At 68.7% G+C, this 21493-nt stretch carries 24 protein-coding genes, 4 tRNA genes and 1 pseudogene; 9 read left to right on the plus strand and 20 right to left on the minus strand.

Annotation, left to right across the window (positions count from 1 at the left end; all coding sequences use genetic code 11):
- Positions 1-49: 49 nt before the first annotated feature.
- The 5 genes from msrB to ACX1D1_RS09265 form a co-directional block, all read right to left on the minus strand.
- Positions 50-466 carry a peptide-methionine (R)-S-oxide reductase MsrB gene (msrB, locus tag ACX1D1_RS09245; protein ID WP_182782835.1) on the minus strand — a complete coding sequence of 139 codons (417 nt, stop codon included), beginning with the start codon at positions 464-466 and terminating at the stop codon, positions 50-52.
- A 29-nt stretch (positions 467-495) separates the two neighbouring features.
- Positions 496-1266: a sirohydrochlorin chelatase gene (locus tag ACX1D1_RS09250; RefSeq protein ID WP_182782834.1), complete on the minus strand. Its 771-nt coding sequence runs from the start codon at positions 1264-1266 to the stop codon at positions 496-498.
- Positions 1267-1315: 49 nt separating this feature from the next.
- Positions 1316-1387: transfer RNA gene (locus tag ACX1D1_RS09255), tRNA-Val, on the minus strand.
- Between the two features lie 158 nt (positions 1388-1545).
- Positions 1546-1833 carry a HigA family addiction module antitoxin gene (locus tag ACX1D1_RS09260; RefSeq protein WP_459054359.1) on the minus strand — a complete coding sequence of 96 codons (288 nt, stop codon included), beginning with the start codon at positions 1831-1833 and terminating at the stop codon, positions 1546-1548.
- A gap of 16 nt (positions 1834-1849) precedes the next feature.
- The gene (locus ACX1D1_RS09265) at positions 1850-2362 is read right to left on the minus strand and encodes a type II toxin-antitoxin system RelE/ParE family toxin (protein WP_459056573.1); all 513 of its coding nucleotides are present in this window, start codon (positions 2360-2362) and stop codon (positions 1850-1852) included.
- Here ACX1D1_RS09265 and ACX1D1_RS09270 point away from each other — a divergent pair.
- The 6 genes from ACX1D1_RS09270 (at position 2336) to ACX1D1_RS09295 (ending at position 5118) form a co-directional block, all read left to right on the plus strand.
- Positions 2336-2408, plus strand: a tRNA-Gly gene (locus ACX1D1_RS09270). The two genes, ACX1D1_RS09265 and ACX1D1_RS09270, sit on opposite strands and share 27 nt — an antisense overlap.
- Positions 2409-2458: 50 nt before the next feature.
- Positions 2459-2529: transfer RNA gene (locus ACX1D1_RS09275), tRNA-Cys, on the plus strand.
- 1 nt (position 2530) lies between these two features.
- Positions 2531-2605 (plus strand) — tRNA-Val (locus ACX1D1_RS09280).
- A 163-nt stretch (positions 2606-2768) separates the two neighbouring features.
- Complete coding sequence (locus tag ACX1D1_RS09285) at positions 2769-3548, plus strand: DUF1801 domain-containing protein (protein WP_182799973.1); 780 nt, start codon at positions 2769-2771, stop codon at positions 3546-3548.
- Entirely contained in the window at positions 3545-4294 is a 750-nt protein-coding gene (locus ACX1D1_RS09290) for a PIG-L deacetylase family protein (protein WP_182782827.1), read from the plus strand. The genes ACX1D1_RS09285 and ACX1D1_RS09290 overlap by 4 nt, the downstream gene beginning before the upstream one ends.
- A 119-nt stretch (positions 4295-4413) precedes the next feature.
- Positions 4414-5118, plus strand: coding sequence for a DUF937 domain-containing protein (locus ACX1D1_RS09295; protein WP_182799972.1), 705 nt, complete (start codon positions 4414-4416; stop codon positions 5116-5118).
- Positions 5119-5224: 106 nt separating this feature from the next.
- Here ACX1D1_RS09295 and ACX1D1_RS09300 read toward each other — a convergent pair whose 3' ends face one another.
- The 4 genes from ACX1D1_RS09300 to ACX1D1_RS09315 are packed head-to-tail and all read right to left on the minus strand — an operon-like array spanning position 5225 to position 7572.
- Complete coding sequence (locus tag ACX1D1_RS09300; RefSeq protein ID WP_182782825.1) at positions 5225-5845, minus strand: L-threonylcarbamoyladenylate synthase; 621 nt, start codon at positions 5843-5845, stop codon at positions 5225-5227.
- A 20-nt stretch (positions 5846-5865) separates the two neighbouring features.
- Complete coding sequence (locus ACX1D1_RS09305; RefSeq protein WP_459054360.1) at positions 5866-6759, minus strand: aldo/keto reductase; 894 nt, start codon at positions 6757-6759, stop codon at positions 5866-5868.
- Positions 6760-6769: 10 nt separating this feature from the next.
- A complete protein-coding gene (locus tag ACX1D1_RS09310) occupies positions 6770-7207 on the minus strand; it encodes a TadE/TadG family type IV pilus assembly protein (RefSeq protein WP_182782823.1) in 438 nt (145 codons plus the stop codon).
- Positions 7204-7572 carry a pilus assembly protein gene (locus tag ACX1D1_RS09315; protein WP_182782822.1) on the minus strand — a complete coding sequence of 123 codons (369 nt, stop codon included), beginning with the start codon at positions 7570-7572 and terminating at the stop codon, positions 7204-7206. The genes ACX1D1_RS09310 and ACX1D1_RS09315 overlap by 4 nt, the downstream gene beginning before the upstream one ends.
- 143 nt (positions 7573-7715) lie before the next feature.
- On the opposite strand from ACX1D1_RS09315, the pseudogene ACX1D1_RS09320 reads away from it, so the two are divergent.
- From ACX1D1_RS09320 to ACX1D1_RS09330, 3 genes and pseudogenes are all read left to right on the plus strand, one after another.
- Positions 7716-8935 (plus strand): annotated as a pseudogene (locus tag ACX1D1_RS09320) (pyrophosphate--fructose-6-phosphate 1-phosphotransferase).
- A gap of 154 nt (positions 8936-9089) precedes the next feature.
- Positions 9090-11132, plus strand: coding sequence for a beta-galactosidase (locus ACX1D1_RS09325; protein WP_459054361.1), 2043 nt, complete (start codon positions 9090-9092; stop codon positions 11130-11132).
- Positions 11129-13465 (plus strand): glycosyl hydrolase family 95 catalytic domain-containing protein, encoded by a 2337-nt coding sequence (locus ACX1D1_RS09330; protein WP_459054362.1) that lies wholly within the window; start codon positions 11129-11131, stop codon positions 13463-13465. The genes ACX1D1_RS09325 and ACX1D1_RS09330 overlap by 4 nt, the downstream gene beginning before the upstream one ends.
- 10 nt (positions 13466-13475) lie before the next feature.
- On the opposite strand, the gene ACX1D1_RS09335 is transcribed toward ACX1D1_RS09330, so the two are convergent.
- From ACX1D1_RS09335 to ACX1D1_RS09385, 11 genes are all read right to left on the minus strand, one after another.
- Positions 13476-14669, minus strand: a complete 1194-nt coding sequence (locus tag ACX1D1_RS09335; RefSeq protein ID WP_182799969.1) for a YhjD/YihY/BrkB family envelope integrity protein — start codon at positions 14667-14669, stop codon at positions 13476-13478.
- Positions 14670-14709: 40 nt separating this feature from the next.
- Positions 14710-15273, minus strand: coding sequence for a MerR family transcriptional regulator (locus ACX1D1_RS09340; protein WP_182782817.1), 564 nt, complete (start codon positions 15271-15273; stop codon positions 14710-14712).
- Between the two features lie 173 nt (positions 15274-15446).
- Complete coding sequence (locus tag ACX1D1_RS09345; protein ID WP_459054363.1) at positions 15447-15911, minus strand: bifunctional nuclease family protein; 465 nt, start codon at positions 15909-15911, stop codon at positions 15447-15449.
- A 13-nt stretch (positions 15912-15924) separates the two neighbouring features.
- Positions 15925-16605 carry a transcriptional regulator FtsR gene (ftsR, locus tag ACX1D1_RS09350; RefSeq protein ID WP_459054364.1) on the minus strand — a complete coding sequence of 227 codons (681 nt, stop codon included), beginning with the start codon at positions 16603-16605 and terminating at the stop codon, positions 15925-15927.
- The gene (locus tag ACX1D1_RS09355; RefSeq protein ID WP_459054365.1) at positions 16605-17093 is read right to left on the minus strand and encodes a double zinc ribbon and FHA domain-containing protein; all 489 of its coding nucleotides are present in this window, start codon (positions 17091-17093) and stop codon (positions 16605-16607) included. Before ACX1D1_RS09355 ends, ftsR begins: the two co-directional genes overlap by 1 nt.
- An 83-nt stretch (positions 17094-17176) precedes the next feature.
- Positions 17177-17926 carry a DUF881 domain-containing protein gene (locus ACX1D1_RS09360; protein ID WP_182782813.1) on the minus strand — a complete coding sequence of 250 codons (750 nt, stop codon included), beginning with the start codon at positions 17924-17926 and terminating at the stop codon, positions 17177-17179.
- Positions 17919-18251 carry a small basic family protein gene (locus tag ACX1D1_RS09365; RefSeq protein WP_182782812.1) on the minus strand — a complete coding sequence of 111 codons (333 nt, stop codon included), beginning with the start codon at positions 18249-18251 and terminating at the stop codon, positions 17919-17921. Before ACX1D1_RS09365 ends, ACX1D1_RS09360 begins: the two co-directional genes overlap by 8 nt.
- Before the next feature lies 1 nt (position 18252).
- Positions 18253-19038 carry a DUF881 domain-containing protein gene (locus tag ACX1D1_RS09370; protein ID WP_182782811.1) on the minus strand — a complete coding sequence of 262 codons (786 nt, stop codon included), beginning with the start codon at positions 19036-19038 and terminating at the stop codon, positions 18253-18255.
- Positions 19035-19622 (minus strand): CDP-alcohol phosphatidyltransferase family protein, encoded by a 588-nt coding sequence (locus ACX1D1_RS09375; RefSeq protein ID WP_370585731.1) that lies wholly within the window; start codon positions 19620-19622, stop codon positions 19035-19037. The genes ACX1D1_RS09370 and ACX1D1_RS09375 overlap by 4 nt, the downstream gene beginning before the upstream one ends.
- Positions 19623-19626: 4 nt before the next feature.
- Positions 19627-20679, minus strand: coding sequence for a glycosyltransferase family 4 protein (locus ACX1D1_RS09380; RefSeq protein ID WP_182782810.1), 1053 nt, complete (start codon positions 20677-20679; stop codon positions 19627-19629).
- A complete protein-coding gene (locus tag ACX1D1_RS09385; RefSeq protein WP_370586110.1) occupies positions 20676-21422 on the minus strand; it encodes an LpxL/LpxP family acyltransferase in 747 nt (248 codons plus the stop codon). Before ACX1D1_RS09385 ends, ACX1D1_RS09380 begins: the two co-directional genes overlap by 4 nt.
- Positions 21423-21493: the final 71 nt, after the last annotated feature.

A 21493-nucleotide genomic window follows, 5' to 3' on the forward strand; every position in this document is an offset into this window, starting at 1 on the left:
AGGCCGGGGCGCATCCGATCCAGCGATGGCGCGCCGGGCGCGGTCCCGGCTAGGCGCGCCTGAGGCGCAGGCTGACCGAGTTGATGCAGTAGCGAAGGTCCGTGGGGGTCTCGTAGCCCTCGCCCTCGAAGACGTGGCCGAGGTGTCCGTCGCATGCGGCGCAGCGGACCTCCACCCGGGTCCGCCCGCGGATGGAATCGTCGCGCAGGTAGCGGACCCGTTCTTCGGCCAAGGGGGAGAAGAAGCTGGGCCATCCGCAGTGGGAGTGGAATTTCTCGGTGCTGCGGAAGAGCTCGGCGCCACACCCGCGGCACTCGTAGATGCCCTCATCCTCAGTGTCCGTGTATTCCCCTGTGTAGGCCATCTCGGTGCCGGCCTGGCGCAACACCTTGAACTCCAGCGGCGACAGCTCGGTGCGCCACTGGTCGTCGGTCTTGGACACGGGGGCGACGTAAGGCTCTGTCATGCATCGAGCTTAGGCACCCGAGTCAAGGCTCAGGAGTCGTCGCCGTCCAGGCCGTCGGGTAGGCGCGTTGGGGTCCCGTCGAGCAACTCCATGGCGCCGAAGGCGTAGCGCGCCAGGATGAGCTGGCAAAGGTGTGGGTTGTCCCCGATGGGGGCGGTGACGGCGACGGCGCCGGCCCGCAGCGCGGCCTGCGCGTGGGCGCGGTAGGCGGGCGTGGGAGTGAGATGGAGGCTGCCCACCGCGATGTGTCTCCGGCCCTGCATGCGCAGCGACTGGACGGCCGCAGCGGTTGCCGTTCCGTCTCCGTCCTCGACGGCGAGCTGGACAGGCAACCTGTGGTGGGCGGACCACTGCCGTGCCCTGCGTGCCAGAAGGGAGGAGCCACGCACGTCTCCACCACCCGGGGCGGTGAGGATGAGTCCGTCGATTTCCAGGGCGCCCCCTCGGTGAAGGGCCTCCCGCACCCGTTCGTCGAGGATGTTGAGCACCTCGCCCGCAGGGCCGACGGGGCGGCTCACCGCGAGGTGGATGTCCGAGGAGTGCGAGAAGGTGTCCAACTCCGGGGGGTGCGCAGCGGCGGAGACCAGGTCCAGGGGCACCAGAACGGCCTCCGCCACGTCGTCGGCAACCAGGCTCTTGATGACGTCCTCAAGCCTGGGGGAGACGCCACCCAGCCTGGCGAGGTGGATGCGTAGATCTGGCCGGGCTTCACGGAGGGCGGCAGCAATGGCCTGTAGCGCCTCCGACACCGGCACGTCGTCCGGGCCTTCAGCCACGAGCACGATTGCCGGCGCCGTCATCGACTCTCTCTCATCGGGCCACAGAGCATGGCGGTTCGAGGATCTAGAGTGGGCGATGGCGGTTTCGAACCGCCGACCTCTTCGGTGTGAACGAAGCGCGCTACCACTGCGCCAATCGCCCCTAGCGAAACGGGAGTCTAGTAGAATCTGCGGGAGAACGCGAACCGACCGGCGTCACGACGCACGTTCCGGGTTTCGTGTCGAACCGCAGTGCGGTGGCTGATCGTTTGATCATTTGGCATGCGACAGCGAGCGACAGGCCTTGATAGGCAGGCAATGTCAGGCGACGGGGTCGAGCCTGCGGACGGTGGGTAATCCGGCGGCACGCTCGGCAGCGAGGTCAAAAGCCGACTGCAGGGCCAGCCATGCACGGGCGGTACCAACGCCTGCTCCCTCCAGTCGAACAGCAAGGTTGGGGCTCACGCGGGCATGGCCGTGCAGGACTCGGCTCAACGTCACCCGGGAGATCCCGAGCCGGGACGCGGCCTCCCCAACACTCAGCCCGAGATCGGCCAGCACGTCCTCGCGAAGGATCTCGCCGGGATGGACCGGGGTCCTCATCACCATGTTGTCCACCTCCTGGTCAGTGGTAGTCCTGATAGTCGACGAGTTCGACGTCGCTCTCAACGAAGCGGAACGTCACTCGCCAGTTGCCGTTCACCCAGATCGACCAGTGCCCGGCCAGGTCCCCTGTGAGGGGGTGGGTCCGAAACGACGGGATCGCGAGGTCGTCGGGGGTCTGTGCCACGTCCAGAAGCGACAAGATGCGAAGCAACTTGGGGATGTGAGTCGCTTGAACACCCTTCTTCGAACCGTCGCGATACAGCCGCTCCAGACCCTTGTGCCGGAAGCTGACAATCACAAAAAGCATCGTATCGCGTAGCGCTACGCGATACAAGCCTTGATCCTCATCGTCAACGACCACCCGCGGCAGTTGCGGGCGTTCAGGCGGTGCCCCAAATGTGACTGAACGAAGGGTGTCGCTGATTTGTGTCCTCCCCGGGGGTGCGCTAATGTTTTCTACGCGCCAGCTGCTGCTGTCCCACAAGGGCAAATGCACACAGCGCATGCGGACGTGGCTCAGTTGGTAGAGCATCACCTTGCCAAGGTGAGGGTCGCGAGTTCGAATCTCGTCGTCCGCTCGGAGATGTAGTCTCTCCCAACCCGTTTGGGGAGGGTAATAGCTCCACCAGGTGGAGTGGCCGAGAGGCGAGGCAACGGACTGCAAATCCGTGTACACGGGTTCAAATCCCGTCTCCACCTCGGGCGGTTGGCGCAGTGGTAGCGCGCTTCCCTGACACGGAAGAGGTCGGCGGTTCGAAACCGCCATCGCCCACCAGACTGATTCAGCTCCTCGATCCATGATCGGGGAGCTGATCTGTTTCCGGCGCCTGTTGAGCCTCCACGCAATTGACCGATAAGCTGCATTATGTCACTTTGCCGTGATCGCGCCCCCTCGCACACCCCTTGACACCACTGGTGCATGCGCCGACAGTTGACGGATGCCAGCAGAAGCCGTCACCCGCCCCACCCCAGTGCCCGTCGAGGACTTCCTGGAGACCGTCACAGAGCGACGGCGCAACGAAGCCCACGAGCTCATGTCGATGATGCAGGACATCACCGGTGACAAGCCGACGATGTGGGGCCCGAGCATCATCGGCTTCGGGTCGCAGCACTACCGTTATGACACGGGCAGGGAGGGCGACATGCCCAGGCTGGGCTTCAGCCCCCGCAAGGCGACGCTCACCGTCTACTTCAACGAGGGCTTCGACCGCTACTACAGCGAACACCTGGCGAAGCTTGGCAAGCACAAGACCGGCGTATCGTGCCTCTATCTCACCAAACTCGCCGACGTCGACCTCGCCGTCCTGCGGCAGATGCTTGAGGCCTCCTACGCCCTGGGCGAATCACCGGCGGAGAAGGTGACCACCGTGGACCAGTACGTGGCTGCCGTCCCGGCAGATGCCCGGCCCATGTTCGACGAGCTGAGGGAGTTGGTGAAGGGAGCGCTCCCCCATGCCGACGAGGTGTTCAGCTACGGCATCATCGGCTACAAGCAAGGGAAAGGCCGGGCACAGGTCTTCGTATCCGGGTGGAAGGATCACGTGGCCGTCTATCCGGTCCCTGCGGACCCGGAGCTGGCTTCTGAGCTCGCATCCTACGTACGCGGGAAAGGGACCCTCTGGTTCCCGCTCACTGAGCCGCTCCCCCGTGACCTCATCCTGCGCCTAGTGGCCTCGCTGGCCGGCCCCGCGCCCGAAGGAAACAAGGCCCGCTCATGAGCGGGCCCGACCGCCCCGTCCTGGAGCCGCTGCCGGATGCCGGGTTCCGGCGCATCCTGTGCGTCGTGGCCCACCCCGACGACGTGGAATACGGACTGTCCGCGTGCGTGCATCACTGGGTAGCCCAAGGCGCGGAGGTGGCCTACCTTCTCCTCACCTCCGGTGAGGCGGGCATGCAGCGCCCGCCGGCCGAGGTGGGTCCACTGCGCGCGCTCGAGCAGCGCGCGGCCTGCGACGAAGTGGGCGTCACCGACCTCCAGATCCTCGACCATCCGGACGGCATGCTTGTCTACTCGCTCGATCTCCGCCGCGACGTGGCCCGCGCGATTCGCAGATTCAAGCCCGACGTTGTGGTGACGGGCTCCTGGGACGTGGAGGTGGGATGGGGACTCAACCAGGCAGACCACCGCGTGGCGGGCCTTGTCACCCTGGACGCGGTCCGTGACGCCGACAACACGTGGGTCCACCCCGAACTCGCCGCGGATGAAGGGTTGGCGAAGTGGGCCACCACGTGGCTGCTCGTCTCCGCCGACAACTCCCCCACGCACGGCGCCGTCCTGACCCGCGCCGATGTCGACGCGGGCGTGCGTTCCCTCGAAGCCCACGGCGCCTACCTGGCCGACATCCCGGACCACCCGGCCCCGGCGGACTTCATTCCGGAGATGCTGGCCGCCCAGGGCCGGGCGATGGGCACCGACTTCGCCTGCCTGTTCAGGGCCCACCGACTGACCCGGGACACTGCCTGATCGTCGCTACGCCCGGCCGCGACCACGGGTGTAAGCGAATCGGTCACAGCGACCGCCGCCGTCGCCTAGCTTTGGATGAGGCGCACCTCGCGCGCTGAATCTCTGACAAGGAGTTGTTGATGTTCGATTTCGACGAACTGCTGTCCACCCTCCCGATCGATCAACTGGCTCAGCGTGTCGGGGCGAGCCCGCAAGAGGTGGAGGCCGCAACGCGTAACGCACTCCCCGCACTTCTGATGGGCATGGGCGCCAACACGCGGGATCCTGACGGCGAGGCGTCGTTGGCCTCCGCGATCGGGCAGCACAGCCCTCAGCTCGTCCAGGGGGGCATCAACCTCGACGATGTGGACGAGGCGGACGGCGCCAAGATTGCCCACCACGTCTTCGGCGACAACGAGGAGCAGGTCGTCAACCAGCTGGGCGGCCTCGGCGGCGGCAACGCGTTGATTCAGAAGCTCCTGCCCATCCTCGCCCCCATCGTGATGTCGTGGCTGGCAGGAAAGCTGATGGGCCGTGACGAGGCCCAGGGCCAACCGCAGCAGCAATCGCCGACCGGTGGCGGTGGGCTGGGCGACATCCTGGGCCAGATCCTCGGTGGTGGTGCGGCGGCACCTCAGGCGCAGGCGCCGCGGGCGGAGCCGAGCGCCCAGCCGCAGTTCCGGGTGCCTACAGCAGGACCGGACGATGGCACCCTCCGGATGCCGGAGCCCGAGTCACGGCCCACGCAGACCCAGGCTCAACAGCAGCCGACGGTGCCCGGCGGACTCGGCGGCGGGATCCTCGGCGACATCCTGGGTGGTCTGCTCGGCGGAGGCCGTCGCTGAAACGCGGGTAGACCTCGTGTGCCCTGGGCCCTCCGCCCGGGGCACACCTGCGTCTGACCGCATTGGGCCCATCGTCAGGAGGCGCTCCGCCTCACAAAGCTGCAGCTCACTCGAACGGCGACGGGTCCCCGGCACCCACGCGGTCGACCACCGGCTCGTCGCCGCTCAGATCCACCACGGTTGTGGGCTCGACACCACAATCACCGGAGTCCAGCACCGCATCAATCTGATGGTCGAGCAGTTCCTTGATGCCCCAGCCGTCGGTGAGTGACTCGTCGTGGCCAGGCAGCAGCAGCGTCGACGACAGGAGTGGCGCACCCACTGTCTTGAGCAGGGCCAGGGTGGTGCGGTGATCCGGGATGCGCACACCGACGGTGCGCTTCTTCGGGTGCTGCATCATCTTCGGCACCTCGCGGGACGCCTTGAGGATGAACGTGTAAGGCCCGGGCGTGGCTGCCTTGACGGCGCGGAAAGCCCAGTTGTCCATCTCGACGTAGGCGCCGAGCTTGGCGAACTCGTCGACCACCAGGGTGAAGTGGTGCTTGTCGTCGAGCTGCCTGATCCGTCTGATCCGCTCGATCCCCTGCGCGTTGCCGAGCGCGCACCCCAGAGCGAAGCAGGAGTCCGTCGGGTAGGCGATGAGGCCCCCGCCCTCCAGGATCCTGGCGATCTGCGCCAGTGCCCTGGGTTGCGGGTTGTCTGGATGGACGTCGAAGTACTGGGCCATGGGCCCAGGCTACCGAAACCTCAGAGCACGGCGGCGGAGATGGCATCCACCTCATCGCCGGTGAGATCCAGGTCCATGGCGCCGGCGGAGTCGATGATGGATTCCGGCCGCGAGGCGCCCGGGATCACGATGACATGGTCCCCCAAGGCAAGCTCCCACGCCAGGGTCACCCGCTGAGGAGACACCCCGTGGGCAGCCGCGATCTCCGCCAGGACGGGGAATCGGGAACCGACCGCGGCTGCCCCGCCGCCGGTGCCGCCCAAGGGTGACCAGGGCAGGAATGCGATGCCGTGACGGGCGCAGAAGTCGAGCTCGGACTTGCTGGTGTCATTGAACCGGGGGGAGAACTCGTTCTGGACGGCGGCGAGCTCGCCTGCGCCCAGGACGTCGACGGCGATCTGGATCTCCTCGACGTTGGCGTTCGAGATGCCGATCTCCGCGATCAAGCCCTCCGCCTTGAACGCGGCGAGGGTCTCCATCACGCTCCCATAGACGCGAGTGCGGTCCGGGCGGTGCAGATAGAACAGGTCCAGCTTGTCCACCCCCAGCGTCGCCAGAGCGGACTCCAGCCGGCTGCGAAGATAGTCCGGCGCCGAGTTACGGCCCCAGGTCTCCCCCACGCCGCGCGTGATGCCGGCCTTCGTGGCCACCACGACGTTGCTCACATCGCCGTCGTAGCTGCGCAGCGCGTGGGCGACGATCCGCTCGTTGTGGCCCAGTGCATCCCAACTCGGCGCGTAGATGTCCGCGGTATCGATGAGGGTGACACCGGAGTCCAGGGCGGCGTGGACCGTGGCAATCGCCTGCTCCTCGGAGGGCTTCTCCGGCTTGTCGCTCATGGAGAATGGCATGGCTCCGAGGCCCACCGGGGAGACTGAGAACTGGCCGATACGGCGCTGCTTCGTTGTGGTCATGTCAGTCACTCTACTTCCCGCGCAGGGGGTCCACCGGGGAGGTGCGGGTGGCGGAGACCGCCACCTCACCCGGCATGAACGGGAGGCTGACGTCTCTCATCTCGATGAGGCAGCGGACCTCGGCGCTGACCGTGGCGCGCTCCCCCACGCTCCGACCCACCCCGTCGGCGTCGACGGTGACCCGGGTGTCGCGGCAGACGATGTTGCGCTGCGCCAGCGACGCGCGGGCCGAGTCCAGCGCCGCCGCCCGGGCGCTCGACGTGACCCGCTCCAGGGACGCTGCCCGCGCCGCCGCGGCCGCAGCCGAGCCGACGGCCTGATCCGCGATGGCCACCCGTGCCAGGGTGATGAGGAGGCCGATGAACAGCACCAGCACCGGCAGGATCACCACCGCCTCAACAGAGAGGGCCAACCCCCGCTGCGCACCCCTGCGAGCCTCACCGATCATGACCCGGTCAGCCGCTCGGTCTGCACGGTGACCGCCTTGCTGATCTCGCGGGGCCACACGACGACGACCGCGCGCCCGCGGACCGTGGCCGTGGTGCTCCGGGCGCCGCGGGCGATCTCGACCCGGACGCCGGACAGCGCCCCGTTGTCCGCCACCTCAGCGGCCGCTACCTCCCCGTCGGCCCGGGTCCCGTTGTATGCCGAGGCGACGGCCGCGCCCTGCTGTGCGGCGGCCAGCGCCGTAGCTTCGGCCCAGTACTGCAGCGACCACTGAAGCAGGCTGAACATGATCCCGATGCTGACCGGCAGCAGGACCACAGCCTGGACCGAGCCGCTCAATCCGCGCTCGTTTCGCCGCACTCTCATGGGGACATCGTGCCAAGTGTGGGGGTCATCCGCGAACGCCTGTGGACAACCCCGGTCCTGCGGTGCATCGTCGCCCCAGAGCCGCCGCTCCGGGGCGCGTGCAATAGGGTGGAATCCACACAGAACTCCACGAAAGGACCCTCATGGTCAAGAAGGTAGCCATCCTCACGGCCGGCGGATTCGCCCCCTGCCTTTCCTCCGCCATCGGTGGCCTGATCGAGCGTTACACGCAGGTGGCACCGGAGATCGAGATCATCGCCTACCGCCACGGGTACCAAGGCCTGCTCAAGGGCGAATCCTCGTCGTCGACGACACGGTGCGCGCCAACGCGGCACTTCTGCACAAGTTCGGCGGGTCTCCGGTGGGCAACTCCCGCGTCAAGCTGACCAACGCCAAGGACCTCGTCAAGCGCGGACTGGTCGCGGAGGGGGCCAACCCGCTCCAGGTGGCAGCGGACCGCCTGGTGGCAGACGGCGTAGATGTGCTGCACACCATCGGCGGCGACGACACCAACACCACCGCAGCAGACCTCGCCGCCTACCTCGCCGAACACGACTACGGCCTGACCGTCGTGGGCCTGCCCAAGACCATCGACAACGACGTCATCCCGATCAAGCAGTCCCTAGGCGCGTGGACCGCGGCCGAGCAGGGCGCCGTCTTCGCCAAGAACATCGTCGGTGAACACAACTCCGGCTCACGCATGCTCATCGTCCACGAGGTGATGGGCCGTCACTGCGGGTGGCTCACCGCCGCCACCGCGGCCGAGTACCGCGCCTGGCTGGACACGCAGGAGTGGCTGCCGGAGATCGGACTGTCGCGGGAGGCGTGGGACGTCCACGGCGTCTACGTGCCCGAAGGCGTCATCGACATCGCCAAGGAGGCCGAACGCCTTGGAAAGATCATGGACGAGGTGGGCAACGTCACCATCTTCCTGTCCGAGGGTGCCGGCCTGGACGCCATCGTCGCCGAGATGGAGGGCGCAGGCGAGGAGGTCCCGCGCGATCCGTTCGGGCACGTGAAGCTGGACAAGATCAACCCCGGCGCCTGGTTCGCGTCGAAGTTCGCTGACAAGCTGAACGCGGAGAAGGTCATGATCCAGAAGTCCGGATACTTCTCCCGCTCCGCCGCCGCCAACGACGCGGATCTCGCCCTCATCAAGGAGTGCACAGACCTCGCCGTCGACTCCGCCCTGAAGGGCGAGGCCGGTGTCATCGGCCACGACGAGGAGAACGGTGATGTGCTGAGCGCCATCGCGTTCGACCGGATCAAGGGCGGAAAGCCGTTCGACCTCAACCAGGACTGGTTCAAGGAGATGCTGGCCTCCATCGGCCAGGACTTCCCCACGGTCACCGCCGCCCACTGACCGCCCGCGTGCCGGCCCCGGCATGCTCGTGAACCCGCCGTCCGCACTCCTCCTTCCACCGGGGGCGGGCGGCGGGTCCGGTTCCCCCCCTCGGATGCAGAACGCAACCCAGAGAGGTGTTCCGCTGCTGGGCGGCTGCGTGTACTGTGAGCGCGTGAGCAGGATCGAATCGTTTCGACAGTTTCCCGACGCCGTGTGGTTCGGCGGCGACTACAACCCGGAGCAGTGGCCGTCGAGTGTTCTCGACGAGGACATGGACCTGATGGCCACCGCCCACGTCAACACCGCGACCGTCGGGGTGTTCGCCTGGTCGTCGCTGGAGCCGGCCGAGGGTCGCTACACCTTCGGCTGGCTGGACGATGCCATGGACAGGCTGCACGCGGCGGGCGCGCGGGCAATCCTGGCCACCCCCATCGCCTCTCCCCCGCCCTGGTTCACACGTGCCCACCCGGAGGCGCTGCCGGTCACAGCGGACGGGGTGCGCCTCATCCACGGCAGCCGCGACACCTACAATCCGGCTGCCCCCGCGTACCGAGAGGCGGCGGTGCGGATCACCCGCGTGCTCGCGGAGCGCTACGGCGCGCATCCCGCCCTGGCGATGTGGCACCTGCACAACGAGTACGGAACCCTCTCCCACGGTCCTGTCACCGACGAGGCCTTCCGGGCGTGGCTGCGGAGACGCTACGTCGATCTCGACGCCCTGAACGCGGCCTGGAACACGCCGTTCTGGTCCCAGATCTACAGCGACTGGCAGGACCTCCACACCCCGCAGGCCACCCAGTACCTCCCCAACCCCTCGCACGTCCTCGACTTCCGACGATTCAGCGCCGACGTGTTGCTGGACTGCCTCCGCGACCAGGTGGCCGTCGTGCGGGAGCTCACCCCGGGCGTTCCGACCACCACCAACTTCATGCTCCCCACCTGGAACCACTACGACCAGTGGGCCTTCGCCCGCGAGATCGACGTGGTCTCGATCGATCACTATCTCGACGATGCCGGCCCGGCGGGCGAGACCCACGTGGCCTTCGGCGCGGACCTTGCCCGGTCGTTCGCCGGCGGCAGGCCCTGGCTGCTGATGGAACAGGCGACCAGCCTCATTTACGACTATGCCGGCGGCCGGATGCTCCCCAAGGAGCCGGGCCGGATGCGCAGAAACACCTACCAGTACCTGGCCCGTGGCGCCATGGGCTCCCTGTTCTTCCAGTGGCGCTCCCCCCTGGTGGGCGCCGAGTTCTTTCACTCCGCGATGGTGCCGCACGTGGGCGCGGACTCGCGGATCTTCCGGGAGCTCGCCGAGTTGGGGGCGGAGCTGGAGTCGGTGGCCGAGGCGGTCGCGGATCCTGGGGAAGGTCCCGTCGTCGAGGCACGGGTGGCCATCGTGTGGAGCGCCGACGCCTGGTGGGCTGCCCAGACCCCGGCCCTGCCGTCGGCCGACGTGGAGTTCCTGCCGGCCGTGCGAGGCGTGCACACCGCGCTCTGGGAGCTGGGTGTGGTGGCCGATGTGGTGTCCCCCGATGGGGATCTGTCCGCCTACGACGTGGTCCTGGTGCCCTCCCTGCTCGCCGTCAGCGACGCTCAGGCCTCGGCCTTCGCCCGTCACGTCGAGCAGGGCGGCCACCTCGCCGTGTGGCACTTCGCGGGCTCCACCGACGAGCACCTCCGGGTGCGACAGGGCAGCTACTCGGGTGCGTTCGCTGAGCTAGCGGGTATCAGGGTCGAGGAGCATGTGCCCTTGCCCGACGCGTCGCGGGTCACCCTGTCCGACGGCTCTTCGGGTGGCTCCTGGACCGAGGTGCTCCAGCTGCGGGGCGCCGAGGCAGTGGCGAGCTACACCGCCGATGCCCATCCTGTCATCGGTGCCGGCGCACCGGCCGTCACCCGTCTTGTCCGGCCTGGCGGTGGGCACGTCCACTATGTGTCGACGCGGCTCGAGGCTGCGTCCCTGACAGTGTTCCTGGCGCGGGTCCTCGCGGAGTCGGGCCTGCCCACCGCACCCTACGACGGGCTGGAGCTGGTGCGCCGACGCGCGGGCGGCGCCAGCTACCTCTTCGCCATCAACCACACCGACACCCCCCGGGCAGTGGACGTGTCCGGGCTGAACCTGCTCAGCGGCGAGGAGATCCAGGGCCGGCACACGATCGCAGCGGGCGACGTCGCCGTGGTGCGCGAATCCAATCCCGGCGGTGGCGCAGCATGACCAGCCTGACCTACCGGCATGCCTCCAAGTCCTGGCTGGACCGACTGCCCCTGGGCAATGGGCGCCTGGGCGCGATGGTGGGCGTGGAACCGACCCGGGTGCGCATCGGGCTCAACGAGGCCACCGCCTGGTCAGGCGGGGTCGGCTCAGCGGCCCGGGGATTGGTCGATCCCCTGGACGCGTCCGCCGCTCTGTCCCGCGGCCGCGCCCTGATCGACGCGGACGATCCGGTGGGCGCCGAGGAGGCGCTGCGCCCCCTGCAGCACGGCTACTCGCAGGCCTTCCTGCCGGTGGGGGTAGTGGAAGTGCAGCTCCCCACCGCCGGTGCCGCCGTGACCCGGACCCTGGATCTGACCACCGGCGTCCACACCGCCGCCCTCACCGTCGACGGCGGCACCTGGGAGATGACCACCGCCACCTGCCTGGAGGATGACGTGCTGGTCCACACCGTGCGCTCCAGCACCCCGGGTGAGGTGAGGATCAGCCTGTCGACGCCGCTGAAGGTCGTGTCCACGGAGGTGGCGGCCGACGCCCTCACGCTGGTCGCGGCGCTCCCGGCGGACGTCGCGCCGAGTCACGAGCCCGACTCGCCGGCCCTGACCTGGGACCTGCCAGGCATCGAGCCGCTGCACGCCGTCGTGCGGCTGCGTGTCACCACGGACGGCGAGCCTGCTTCCGACGGGGAGGCCCTCCTGATCCGAGGCGCCACGTCCACGCACGTGGCGGTCGCCTTGGAAACCACCTTCACCAGCGCCACTCGACCACCCGAGGCGCTCCAGGACGCCATCGGCAGGGCAGTCATGCGCGCCACCGCCGTGCCCGACGAGGCCCTACGCCGGCACGTACTCGCCCATGCCGAGCGCGCCCGACGCTTCACGGTGCGCCTGGGCCCTGATTGCGCCTTCGACGGGGCGGCCGCGACCGGGCGGGATCCCGCTGAGCGCCTCCGCGCCGGGGCTGCGGGCGGCGACGTGCCCGCAACCGACCCGGCCCTGGTGGCGCTCCTCCTCGAGTACTGTCGCTACCTGCTGCTCAGCTCCAGCCGCGACGGTTGCCTGCCGGCGAACCTCCAGGGGATCTGGAACGCTGAGCTGCAGCCCCCCTGGTCGTCGGCCTACACGCTCAATATCAACCTGCCTATGAACTACTGGGGCGCCGAGAGCACTGGGGCCTCCGGTAGTCATCGAGCGCTCCTTCCTCTCCTGGAGGCATTGGCGGAGCGCGGGGAGGACACCGCACGTCGCCTCTACGGAGCGCGAGGCTGGGTGGCGCATCACAACTCGGACGCTTGGGCCTACACGCTCCCCACCAACGGCGACGCGTCCTGGTCGCAGTGGGCGATGGGTGGAGCGTGGCTGGTGCGCCAGTTCGACGAACAGCGACGCTTCGGTGGGATGGATGAGGACACGCTGCGGCGCTTCTGGCCCGTTGCCCGCGGCGCCTCGCGGTTCCTGCTGGACTTTCTGCGCCTGGACGCCGACGGGGTGCCCTTCACGAGCCCGTCGACCTCCCCGGAGAACCGCTACCTCCATCAGGGCCGGCCGGCATCGCTGACCCGGTCCTCGGCGATGGACCGCGCCCTGGTCCGGGACGTCCTCCTGCTCACCGCGAAGATCGCGGCCACGTGTGACCCGGAGGATCCGATCGCGCACGAGGCGCGGAAGATGGCCACCCGGATACCGGGGCCCCGGGTCTCGGCGGACGGCACGGTCGCGGAGTGGGGGGAGCCGCGCGAGCAGGAGGATGTGCAGCATCGGCACCTGTCTCACCTGTTCGGCTGGTACCCCGGGGCCGCTGAGCCCGGCCCGGTGGACGCCGCGGCCGCCGCGACACTCGACGCCCGCGGTGACGACTCAACGGGCTGGTCGTTGGCCTGGAAGATCGCGCTGCGCGCGCGCCTGGGCGACGGTGCGGCGGTGGGTCGTCTGCTCAACCTCGTGCTGAGGCCGGCCGACGATGGGGCGGGGATCGCGCACCGAGGTGGGCTCTACCCCAATCTGTTCGCGGCTCATCCCCCATTCCAGATCGACGGCAACCTCGGCTTCCTCGGCGCCTTCGTCGAGTCCCTGCTGCAGAGCCACCGCCCAGGCAGGATCGAGGTGCTGCCGGCGCTCGCCCCAGGCCTCGACGATGGTGCGGTCACCGGCCTGGTTGCGCGTCCCGGGATCCACGTGGACCTGGCCTGGCGGCACCGCCGGCCGACCCGGGTCTCACTCGCGGCGCGTTCACCGCAGCACGCGGGCAGGTACCTCCTTGCCCACTGCGGAGAGGAACTGGACGTCGAGGTGCCGGCACAGGGCCGGGTCCACGTCGACTTCGATCCCGCCCACTAGCGTCCTGGGTTCAGCGACGCCTCAGAGCGACCAGTCGACGCACCAGTGTGGCGAGGGCGGCGCCGAGGCCCAGACCGGTGGCCGCACCCACCCCGTAGCCCAGCGTGGCTCCGATCCGGACGCTCCTGCCTGCTACGTCCTGCCGGACACCTCGCTCAGGGTCCGTCGACAGGGGCGGCAGGGGCTCGGCGCGGCGCAGGTCATCGAGGGTTCGCGTGGCCGCCCACCGACGCGGCGCCCCGGCCGCCCCGGCGGGTCGGGTCTCGTCCACGTCGATGCGGCTCGCCTCAAGGAGGTCCGAGGTGTTGTCGGCCCGTTTGCGGGCGAGCTCGGCCGCCCACACGTCGTGCGTCCCCACCCATGCAGCCGACATGAGGATGATGGTGGCGAGGATGTTGAACACAAGCATCAGCACGATGGTGGAGCCGAAGACGGCGATCGCCGGATTCCGTGAGAACACTCCCACCAGCCGGCCCGCGATCTGCTGGAGCGCGGTGACCGAGACCGCACCGATCAGGGTGCCGGTCAGCCAGGCCTTTGGCGCTGCGGTGGCCCTGGGGAGCACCACAAAGAGGAAGGCGATCAGAATCCAGCTCGCCACCAGGCTCAGCGCGAGCCCCACGGCCTGGAACACGAACCCGATCCCTGGGAGATGGCTCCAGCCGAGCCACTCGATCACCTGCCTGGAAAAGCCGCCGCCGATCGAGGCGACGCCCAGGCTCAGCCCCACCGTCGCGAGCAGACCGACGAAGATGGCCAGGTTGATGGCGAGCTCGACGAAGAAGTTGCCCTTCAAGGCGCCGTCGCTGAACGAGTCGGCCCACATCACCCGCACGGCGCGTTTCAGGTTGCCCACCCAGTTCGAGCCGGAGTAGCCGGCGGTCGCGAGCGCCACGAGTGTGACCGAGGCCCAGTTGGAGAACGCGTCATCGACCACGGCCCTGAGGCTCTTGGCGAGGCTGCTGGTGCCGAGCTCTGCGTCGATGGTCTCCTTGATCTGGTCCAACAGGTCTGGCCGCAGCACGGTGAGCGTCAGGCCCAGCATCGAGAAGGCGAACATGAGGATGGGGACCATGGAGAGCACCGAGAAGTACGTGACTCCTGCGGCGAACTGGGGGCCGAGCCGCTTGTTGTACCGGTCCATCGCTGCCATGCCGTGGGCAACGACGGGGTGGGCGGTCACCTTCTCGATCCAGTCCTTCACGGACCAGACCTTACCCCCGTGCCTCGGACCGTGTGGGTGCTCAGACGACCCGGGCGCGGCGACGCTGTGCCAGCTCGTCGGAGGGATCCGACGGCTCGACGACGGTCGACTCCACGGTGCGCTCCCCCGGCAGGGACGCAAGGGTGCCCTCCAACTCGCGCCACACGCTGCTGACCGAGATCATGAACATGCCCTGACCGCCGCGGGTGAGGTCGAACAGTTCGTTGGCGGAGGTCACCTCGTAGACGCTGAACCCGTCGCTGACGAGGGTGAGTTCGGTGAGGTCGTCGACCCCCCGGGTGTGAAGGTGGTCGATGGCCACCCTGATCTGGTGCAGCGAGATCCCAATGTCGAGGAAGCGCTTCACCACGCGCAGCAGCAGGATGTCGCGGAAGGAGTAGAGACGCTGGGTACCGGAGCCTTCGGCGTTACGGATGGACGGGACTACCAAGCCGGTCCGAGCCCAGTAATCGAGCTGGCGGTAGGTGATTCCTGCCACGCGGTGGGCGATCGGGCCGCGGTAACCGGTGTCACTGGGAACGGGCGCGAAGTCGCCGTCGAAGAGCAGGGCTTGCAGCGGCTCGGCCTCTGGCGTCTCGGTCACGTTCCCTCACTTCCTACGGCGGCGATGGATCATCGACGTGGCTGACGCTAATCGGGCGCGCGGGCACCGGTCCGCGACACGCCCGAGCCGCCCTGAGAAAGTTGCCGGACCGACGACCGCACTCTGGTTGGCGGGACTCGCAGTGCCGCAGCAATCTGGCATCTGACTAGGCATTATTCGTCTTCGAAGTCGTCTGCGCTGACGCTGTCGAGGAACGCGCGGAAGGCCTCGACCTCGTCGGTCTGGGCTGCCTCAACCTCAACCCCTACTTCATCCATCAGCGCTGCAGGGCACTGGATCTCCCATCCCAGTCGCACCGCGATGGCCACGCAGTCGCTCGGCCTGGCGTCGACGACATGCTCGCCCAGGTGAAGTTGCGCCCGGTACACCCCGTCCTTGACGGCGAGGATCTCCACCCTGCCCTGTCCGGGGTCGATGAGTGGGAGCAGTGCCGCGAGGAGGTCGTGAGTCATCGGCCGCGCGGACTCGGGCCCCTCCATTCCGCTGGCGATGGCCGCGGCCTCGATCGTGCCGATCCAGATCGGCAGGCACCGCGAGCCACCGCGCTCCTGCAGCAGCAGGACGGCGGGTTCCTCCGTGGAGACCAGGCGGATGCCGAGCACGTCGAGATGGATCATGGTCACAGCCTACTCAGTGGATCTGGCCGTGGAGCAGGGCCGCGTGTGCCTGCATCACCACTCGATAGAGGTCCGTCACCACGTCCGGCGGCGGTCCCGAGCGGCGCTGATACTGCTCCAGCGCCTGCTCCACCACCGCGGCCTCCATCGCGGCGGCCTGTTGCATCACCCTGAGCTGGCGCAGGTCGATCCCGTAGCCGACGAGCTTCTTGGCGGCGGTGGCGATCGCCACCGCCTCACGTCCATACAGCTGGGACCCGCGGCGGGGTTGGACGATCTTGAGCCGCTCCAGATGGATGAGGGAGGCCTCCCCCAGACCGGACTCGCCCAAGACCTGGCGACGCGTCATGAGGCCGGGGCCCGAGGAGGAGCGCGACGTCTGGCGACGCTCGGCTGCGGGCTCCTCGTCAGCGCTCACCGAGGCCAGGGACTCGGGTTGCTCTCCGCGATCGAGCGCGTCGAGTTCCTCGCGGATGACCTTGAGCGGGAGGTAGCGGTCGCGTTGCGCGCGCAGCACATAGAGCAGCCGGTCCACGTCCTCCTGGCTGAACCTCCGGTAGCCCGAAGGCTGCTGGCGGTCCGGGGAGATCAGGCCTTCCGTCTCGAGATACCTCAGCTTGGATACGGAGATGTCCGGGAATTCGGCCCGGATCATCTCCAGTACGCGGCCGATGGTGCGCGCCGCGCCGGGCATCAGCTCAGACCGGGCTCGCTCAGCGAGATCGTGGCACGGTACTTCCCGATCTGGATCTCGTCGCCCTCGCGCAGCACGGTCCGACCGTCGAGCAGCGTGCGGTTGACGTAGGTGCCGTTCAGGCTTCCCAGGTCTTCCAGGTAGAGCTTCCCGCCGCTGCGGACGAACTTCGCATGGTGGCGCGAGACCGTGATGTCGTCGAGGAAGATGTCCGACTCCGGGTGCCGGCCCACGTTGGTGATGTCGCTGTCGATGAGGAATCGGCTGGAGTCACCGGGGCCGCGGTTGACGACGAGAAGGGCGTTCCCCTCGGCCAGCAACTTGGCCTCGGCGCGCTCCTGCTCGGTGAGTTCGACGCTCGGCCTGTCGTCAGCGGTGACGGGGATCATCGTGGTGGTGTCACCGGTGGGGTCCGTGAGTGGGGCGCCGCAGACACTGCAGAACCGCGCCTCCGACGGGCTTTCAGATCCACACTGTCGGCACTTCATGGGTGGGACTCCTCACTAGGACATCGGTGGGGCGCTGAGCGTACAACGCTACCTGAGGAACTTATCACCCGCTATCAACTGCGTTACCGCGGTCTGGCGAACTCGTTGTCCCCAGGTGCGGCCACGGAGTCGATATCGATGGCATCCAACTGTGTGATCTGGACACGGCCGCCCACCCGGTCGCCCTCGATCTCGCTAACCAGACCCCCACGGAACCGGGCGCCGGCCTCGAGGGTGGCGGGGTCGCCGATCGCCTCGATGACATAGGGCTCCTCCAGCGCGACACCGTCGGCGGTGACCCGTCCCGAGGGGTCGGTGCTGAACCACGAACGCATCACGAGCCGGACGGTGTCGTTGAGCTCGATGACCTCGGCGCCGGCGTCGCGAAGTTCCTCCACGGCGTCCAGGAGCAACTCGGCGCCCACACGGCCCTGCGGGTCCCTGATCTCGATCCGGATCCCTGGGCCGGTCACGGGGATGGTGCCGGCGATGATCTGGGCCTGCTCGAGGCGCCGGGCGGCCTCCAGGCGGGCGGCCTCGTCCCTGTCAGCGCCGCTGAGGAGCTCCGTCCTGGCCTGCTCAAGCTCACGCACCTCGTCCTCCAGCCGACGCGTCTCGACGGTGACGTTGTCCAGCAGCTGGATCAGGTCCGCCTGGCGCACGTTCGCGAACTCGGGCTGGTTGGCCTGGGAGCGAAGGGTGAGCACCACGATGAGGGCGGTGAGAAAGAGGGCAACGCCGGCCACCAACTGGCCCCGGCTGGGCCGGAAGAACGCCCGGAGGTGCCCGGTCGGTTGCTGCCTCGTGGCGCGACGCGCCTTGGTCTCAGGCATGCAGCAGCGCCCGTCGGATCGCGGCGGCGTTGGTGAAGATCCGGATTCCCAGGACGACGACCACTCCTGTCGACAGCTGCGAGCCCACGCCGATCTGGTCCCCGACAAAGACGATCAGCCCTGCGATCACCACGTTGGAGAGGAAGGAGACCAGGAACACCCGATCGGAGAAGATGCCTTCGAGATAGGCCCGGGTCGCGCCGAGGATGGCGTCGAAGGCCGCGACGATGGCAATGGGAAGGTACGGGGCCAGCACGGGAGGCAACGTGGGCTGCAGCAGTAGTCCCACGACCACCCCTGCCACCAGTCCCAAGATCGCAAACACGTCAGTTCTCCTCGTCGGTGCCGGCCGTGGTGGCATAGCGGATGGTCATTCCGGGATCGGCTTCCAGTTGAAGGTCCTCATCGGAGGCTTCGATGTCCATGGTCAGGCCGTAGTTCATGGTGAGGAACTGCCACCACGCCGCGGCGGCCGTCTCGTTGAAGCGGGCCGGGAGGGTGCGGGAGTCGCCAATGGCCTCCACCCGGTAGGGAGGGCTGAGGGAGACGAAGTCCACGGTGATGGCGGCCCCCGCCCCCCGGATGGGGGTCAGCGCACTCATCCGGCGCCCGTTGATGGAGACCGCCTCGGCGCCGGCTTCCCACAGGCCGTTGACCAGGCGGCTGAGGTCGCTGTCGAGCACCAGACCCTGCGACTGGGTGGCTTCGGGGGCATCATCGACGGTGACCACGATGCCGGGACCGCTCACCGGGAGGCTGCCTGCCGACAACTCGGCGTCGGCGAGGCGTTGCCGCTCGACCGGATCTCCCAGCGCACGCTCGCTGAGTTCGCGCACTTCGGCCCCCAACTCAGCTGAGAGGACGGCCAACTCGTCCTGACGGGCCCGAGCGGCCGCCACCCGGTCCAGGAGTTCTGTGCGTTGGGCGGCGATGTCTCCCGCGCCGCGGGTGGTCTGCAGGGCGGCGACCGTGACCAGGACGCTGACCAGGGCGACCGCGATGAGGAGCCGGCTGCGGCTGGGCCTCCGCTCCGTCTGCTGGCGATAACCGGGCTCCAGCGCGTCTGCCTGGATGTCGGTGAGGAGGCTCATGCTGGCGTCGGGACGCCTCACGAAGCGCCCCTGTGCAGCTGCAGCGTGGCGCGGACGTAGAGGAGTCCGGCGGCCCAGTAGACCACCGCGCCGAGCGCGCCGAGGATCCAACCCGCGTAGTGGGCCCAGACAAGGTTCAGGGAGGTGGCGGAGCCGAGCAGAATCAGGGGCAGCGCGAGAAGGAGGAGCATGGTGCCCGCCTTGCCCGCGAGGTTGACGGGAAGCGCCAGCATCCCGTGCCTACGGAGGACCGGTACCAGCGCGGCCAGCATGACGTCCCTGGCGAAGAGGATGAGGAGGAACCACCAGGGCACGATGCCGCGGACCAGGAGCACCGCCACTGCGGCGAGGATGTAGAGCCGATCCGCGATGGGGTCCAATCGGGTGCCCAGCCGGCTCCGCTGCTTGAGCCGACGCGCGAGGTAGCCGTCGAACCAGTCCGTGACGCCGAAGACCGCCAGCATGATGACGGCGGCGAGATCGTGGCCGGCCAGGATCAGCCAGCAGAAGACGGGGATTCCCAGCAACCTGATGAACGACAGCACGTTGGGCACCGTGAGGACGGCTTCGGTGTCCCACTCCTTGACCACTGGCGAGCTGTGCACGTCCTCAGCCTACGTCAGCGCCGGGTGCACCGGCCACGAGTGCGTACGCATCCAGGATCCGGGGACCGACGGCAGGCCAGGTGTAGCGACGGACGAGCGCACCTGCCGCCGTCGGGTCGACGGGTGCGGCGAGGCGGCGACGAAGCGCCACGCGGGCCGAGGCGACGTCGTCGACAGGGAACCAGGACACGAAGCCGGGATGGTCCACCACGTCACGGAACGCGGGCAGGTCCGTGGCCACGACGGCGCAGCCATAGGCCAGCGCTTCCACCAGGATCATGCCGAAGCTCTCCCCGAACCGGTTGGGCGCCACCAGCACGGAGGCTTTCTGCAGCACCAGGGCTTTGGCCGCGTCGTCGAGGCGTCCGAGCTGGCGCACCCGGCCCCCGGACCCCAGCCCCGGACCGATGGCGGCGAAATCGGCCTCGGGTACCTGGTCGGCCAGCGTCGCGAACAGTGGATAGCCCTTGCGTGGCTCGTCCAGCCGGCCCACGAAGACCACCAGTGGCCGACCTCCAGGTTCGCGGGTGTCGGCACGCGGCATCGTCGGCGCCGTGATGGCGTTGGGGATGATCAGGGGCTCGATGCCGGTGACGGCGTGTGCGGTCCTGGCGGCCGCCTCCGAGACCGCAACGGTGACCCGTTCGGGGAGGAGCGCGGCCCTGAGTCGGATCAGCGCGCCCGCCCGGCCCGGATCGAAGGAGGCGTGGTGCGTGACAACCAGGCGCCGCGACGCCCTGGCCGCAGCAAAGGCCGCCCCTGGCGTCAACGGCTCGTGGACGTGGACGACGTCGGAGCCCATCACCGCCTGAGCCGCCACCCGAGCCTGCGCGGGACGGATCGCCAGGTGGGCGACCGAGCCGTTGAACCGGATCCCGTGCGTCGCGCCGAGCAACGTCACCGGGACGCCCCACTCCTGGGCCCGCTCCCCCGGTGCCACCACGACGGGGCGGTGGCCCTCGTTCTGGAGCCAGCGGGCGAGGCCGAGCACGTGGGTGGCCACACCCCCTGGTTCGTCCAGGGAGTAGGGGCAGACGAGCGTCACCCGAAGGCTCACCTGAACATCCGGCGCAACATGAGCCAATTCTCCGGGCTGCGCCGCACGGCGTACGCGAACCGCTCCACGACGCCCTGCATCAATGCCTCAGGGCTGTCGCCGAGGATCGGGTCCGACACCTCCAGGCGGAGCCGGCCACCGTGGAAGCCGGTGGTGACCACCCGCAGGTCTGCGCCGGTGCGGGCTGCGAGCAGTGCGGGCCCGGCCGGCACGCCCACCTCACCGGCCTCTGGCCATGTGACACGGAGGCCGCGCGATGAGAGATCGCGGTCGCTCAGCAGACATACCAGTCGCCCGGCACGGATGTCGTCGGCGAGGGCGTGCATGAGCTCGGGTTGGTCCACGGGGTAGATCGTCATTCCCATGCCCTGCCGGGCGTCACGGAACCGCTCGAAGAGCCCGTCGGGAAGCCGCTCGGCCACGCTGACCACCCGGATGCCGACGCGGGCGGCCCAGGCGCCGGCAAAGTCCCAGGAACCCATGTGCGGCAGAGCCGCCACGAGACCCGGACCAGCGAGCGAGGAGTGGAGTTTGGCCTCATCCCCGGCGGAGATATCGATGACCGCCATGACCTCCTCGTCGGACCACCGCGCCAGACTCAACGACCACAGCAGATTGCGCAGCCAGTTCTCCACGAGCAGGCGACGCTGGGCGCGTGTGGGCTGTCTCCCGTTGGCCCGCTCGATGGTGGCTTCCCAGGAAGCAACTCCTCGGAGCGGCATCAGCGCGGCCACCGGTGCCACGACCCGCGCCAACTTGTCGCCGCATCGGCGCGGGAGCCGGCCACCGACCGCCCAGACCGCGCCGCTGAACC

This window comes from Tessaracoccus luoxuelianae (genome assembly GCF_054483915.1).

Coding starts and splice junctions, on each gene's coding strand:
- ACX1D1_RS09360 (WP_182782813.1), bottom strand. CDS start 17,926: ATGCCTGAGACCAAGGCGCGTCGCGCCACGAGGCAGCAACCGACCGGG.
- ACX1D1_RS09260 (WP_459054359.1), bottom strand. CDS start 1,833: ATGGTGATGAGGACCCCGGTCCATCCCGGCGAGATCCTTCGCGAGGAC.
- ACX1D1_RS09285 (WP_182799973.1), top strand. CDS start 2,769: ATGCCAGCAGAAGCCGTCACCCGCCCCACCCCAGTGCCCGTCGAGGAC.
- ACX1D1_RS09295 (WP_182799972.1), top strand. CDS start 4,414: ATGTTCGATTTCGACGAACTGCTGTCCACCCTCCCGATCGATCAACTG.
- ACX1D1_RS09305 (WP_459054360.1), bottom strand. CDS start 6,759: ATGACCACAACGAAGCAGCGCCGTATCGGCCAGTTCTCAGTCTCCCCG.
- ACX1D1_RS09250 (WP_182782834.1), bottom strand. CDS start 1,266: ATGACGGCGCCGGCAATCGTGCTCGTGGCTGAAGGCCCGGACGACGTG.
- ACX1D1_RS09345 (WP_459054363.1), bottom strand. CDS start 15,911: ATGATCCATCTCGACGTGCTCGGCATCCGCCTGGTCTCCACGGAGGAA.
- ftsR (WP_459054364.1), bottom strand. CDS start 16,605: ATGCCCGGCGCGGCGCGCACCATCGGCCGCGTACTGGAGATGATCCGG.
- ACX1D1_RS09290 (WP_182782827.1), top strand. CDS start 3,545: ATGAGCGGGCCCGACCGCCCCGTCCTGGAGCCGCTGCCGGATGCCGGG.
- ACX1D1_RS09330 (WP_459054362.1), top strand. CDS start 11,129: ATGACCAGCCTGACCTACCGGCATGCCTCCAAGTCCTGGCTGGACCGA.
- ACX1D1_RS09265 (WP_459056573.1), bottom strand. CDS start 2,362: ATGCTCTACCAACTGAGCCACGTCCGCATGCGCTGTGTGCATTTGCCC.
- ACX1D1_RS09300 (WP_182782825.1), bottom strand. CDS start 5,845: ATGGCCCAGTACTTCGACGTCCATCCAGACAACCCGCAACCCAGGGCA.
- msrB (WP_182782835.1), bottom strand. CDS start 466: ATGACAGAGCCTTACGTCGCCCCCGTGTCCAAGACCGACGACCAGTGG.
- ACX1D1_RS09315 (WP_182782822.1), bottom strand. CDS start 7,572: ATGAGAGTGCGGCGAAACGAGCGCGGATTGAGCGGCTCGGTCCAGGCT.
- ACX1D1_RS09310 (WP_182782823.1), bottom strand. CDS start 7,207: ATGATCGGTGAGGCTCGCAGGGGTGCGCAGCGGGGGTTGGCCCTCTCT.
- ACX1D1_RS09355 (WP_459054365.1), bottom strand. CDS start 17,093: ATGAAGTGCCGACAGTGTGGATCTGAAAGCCCGTCGGAGGCGCGGTTC.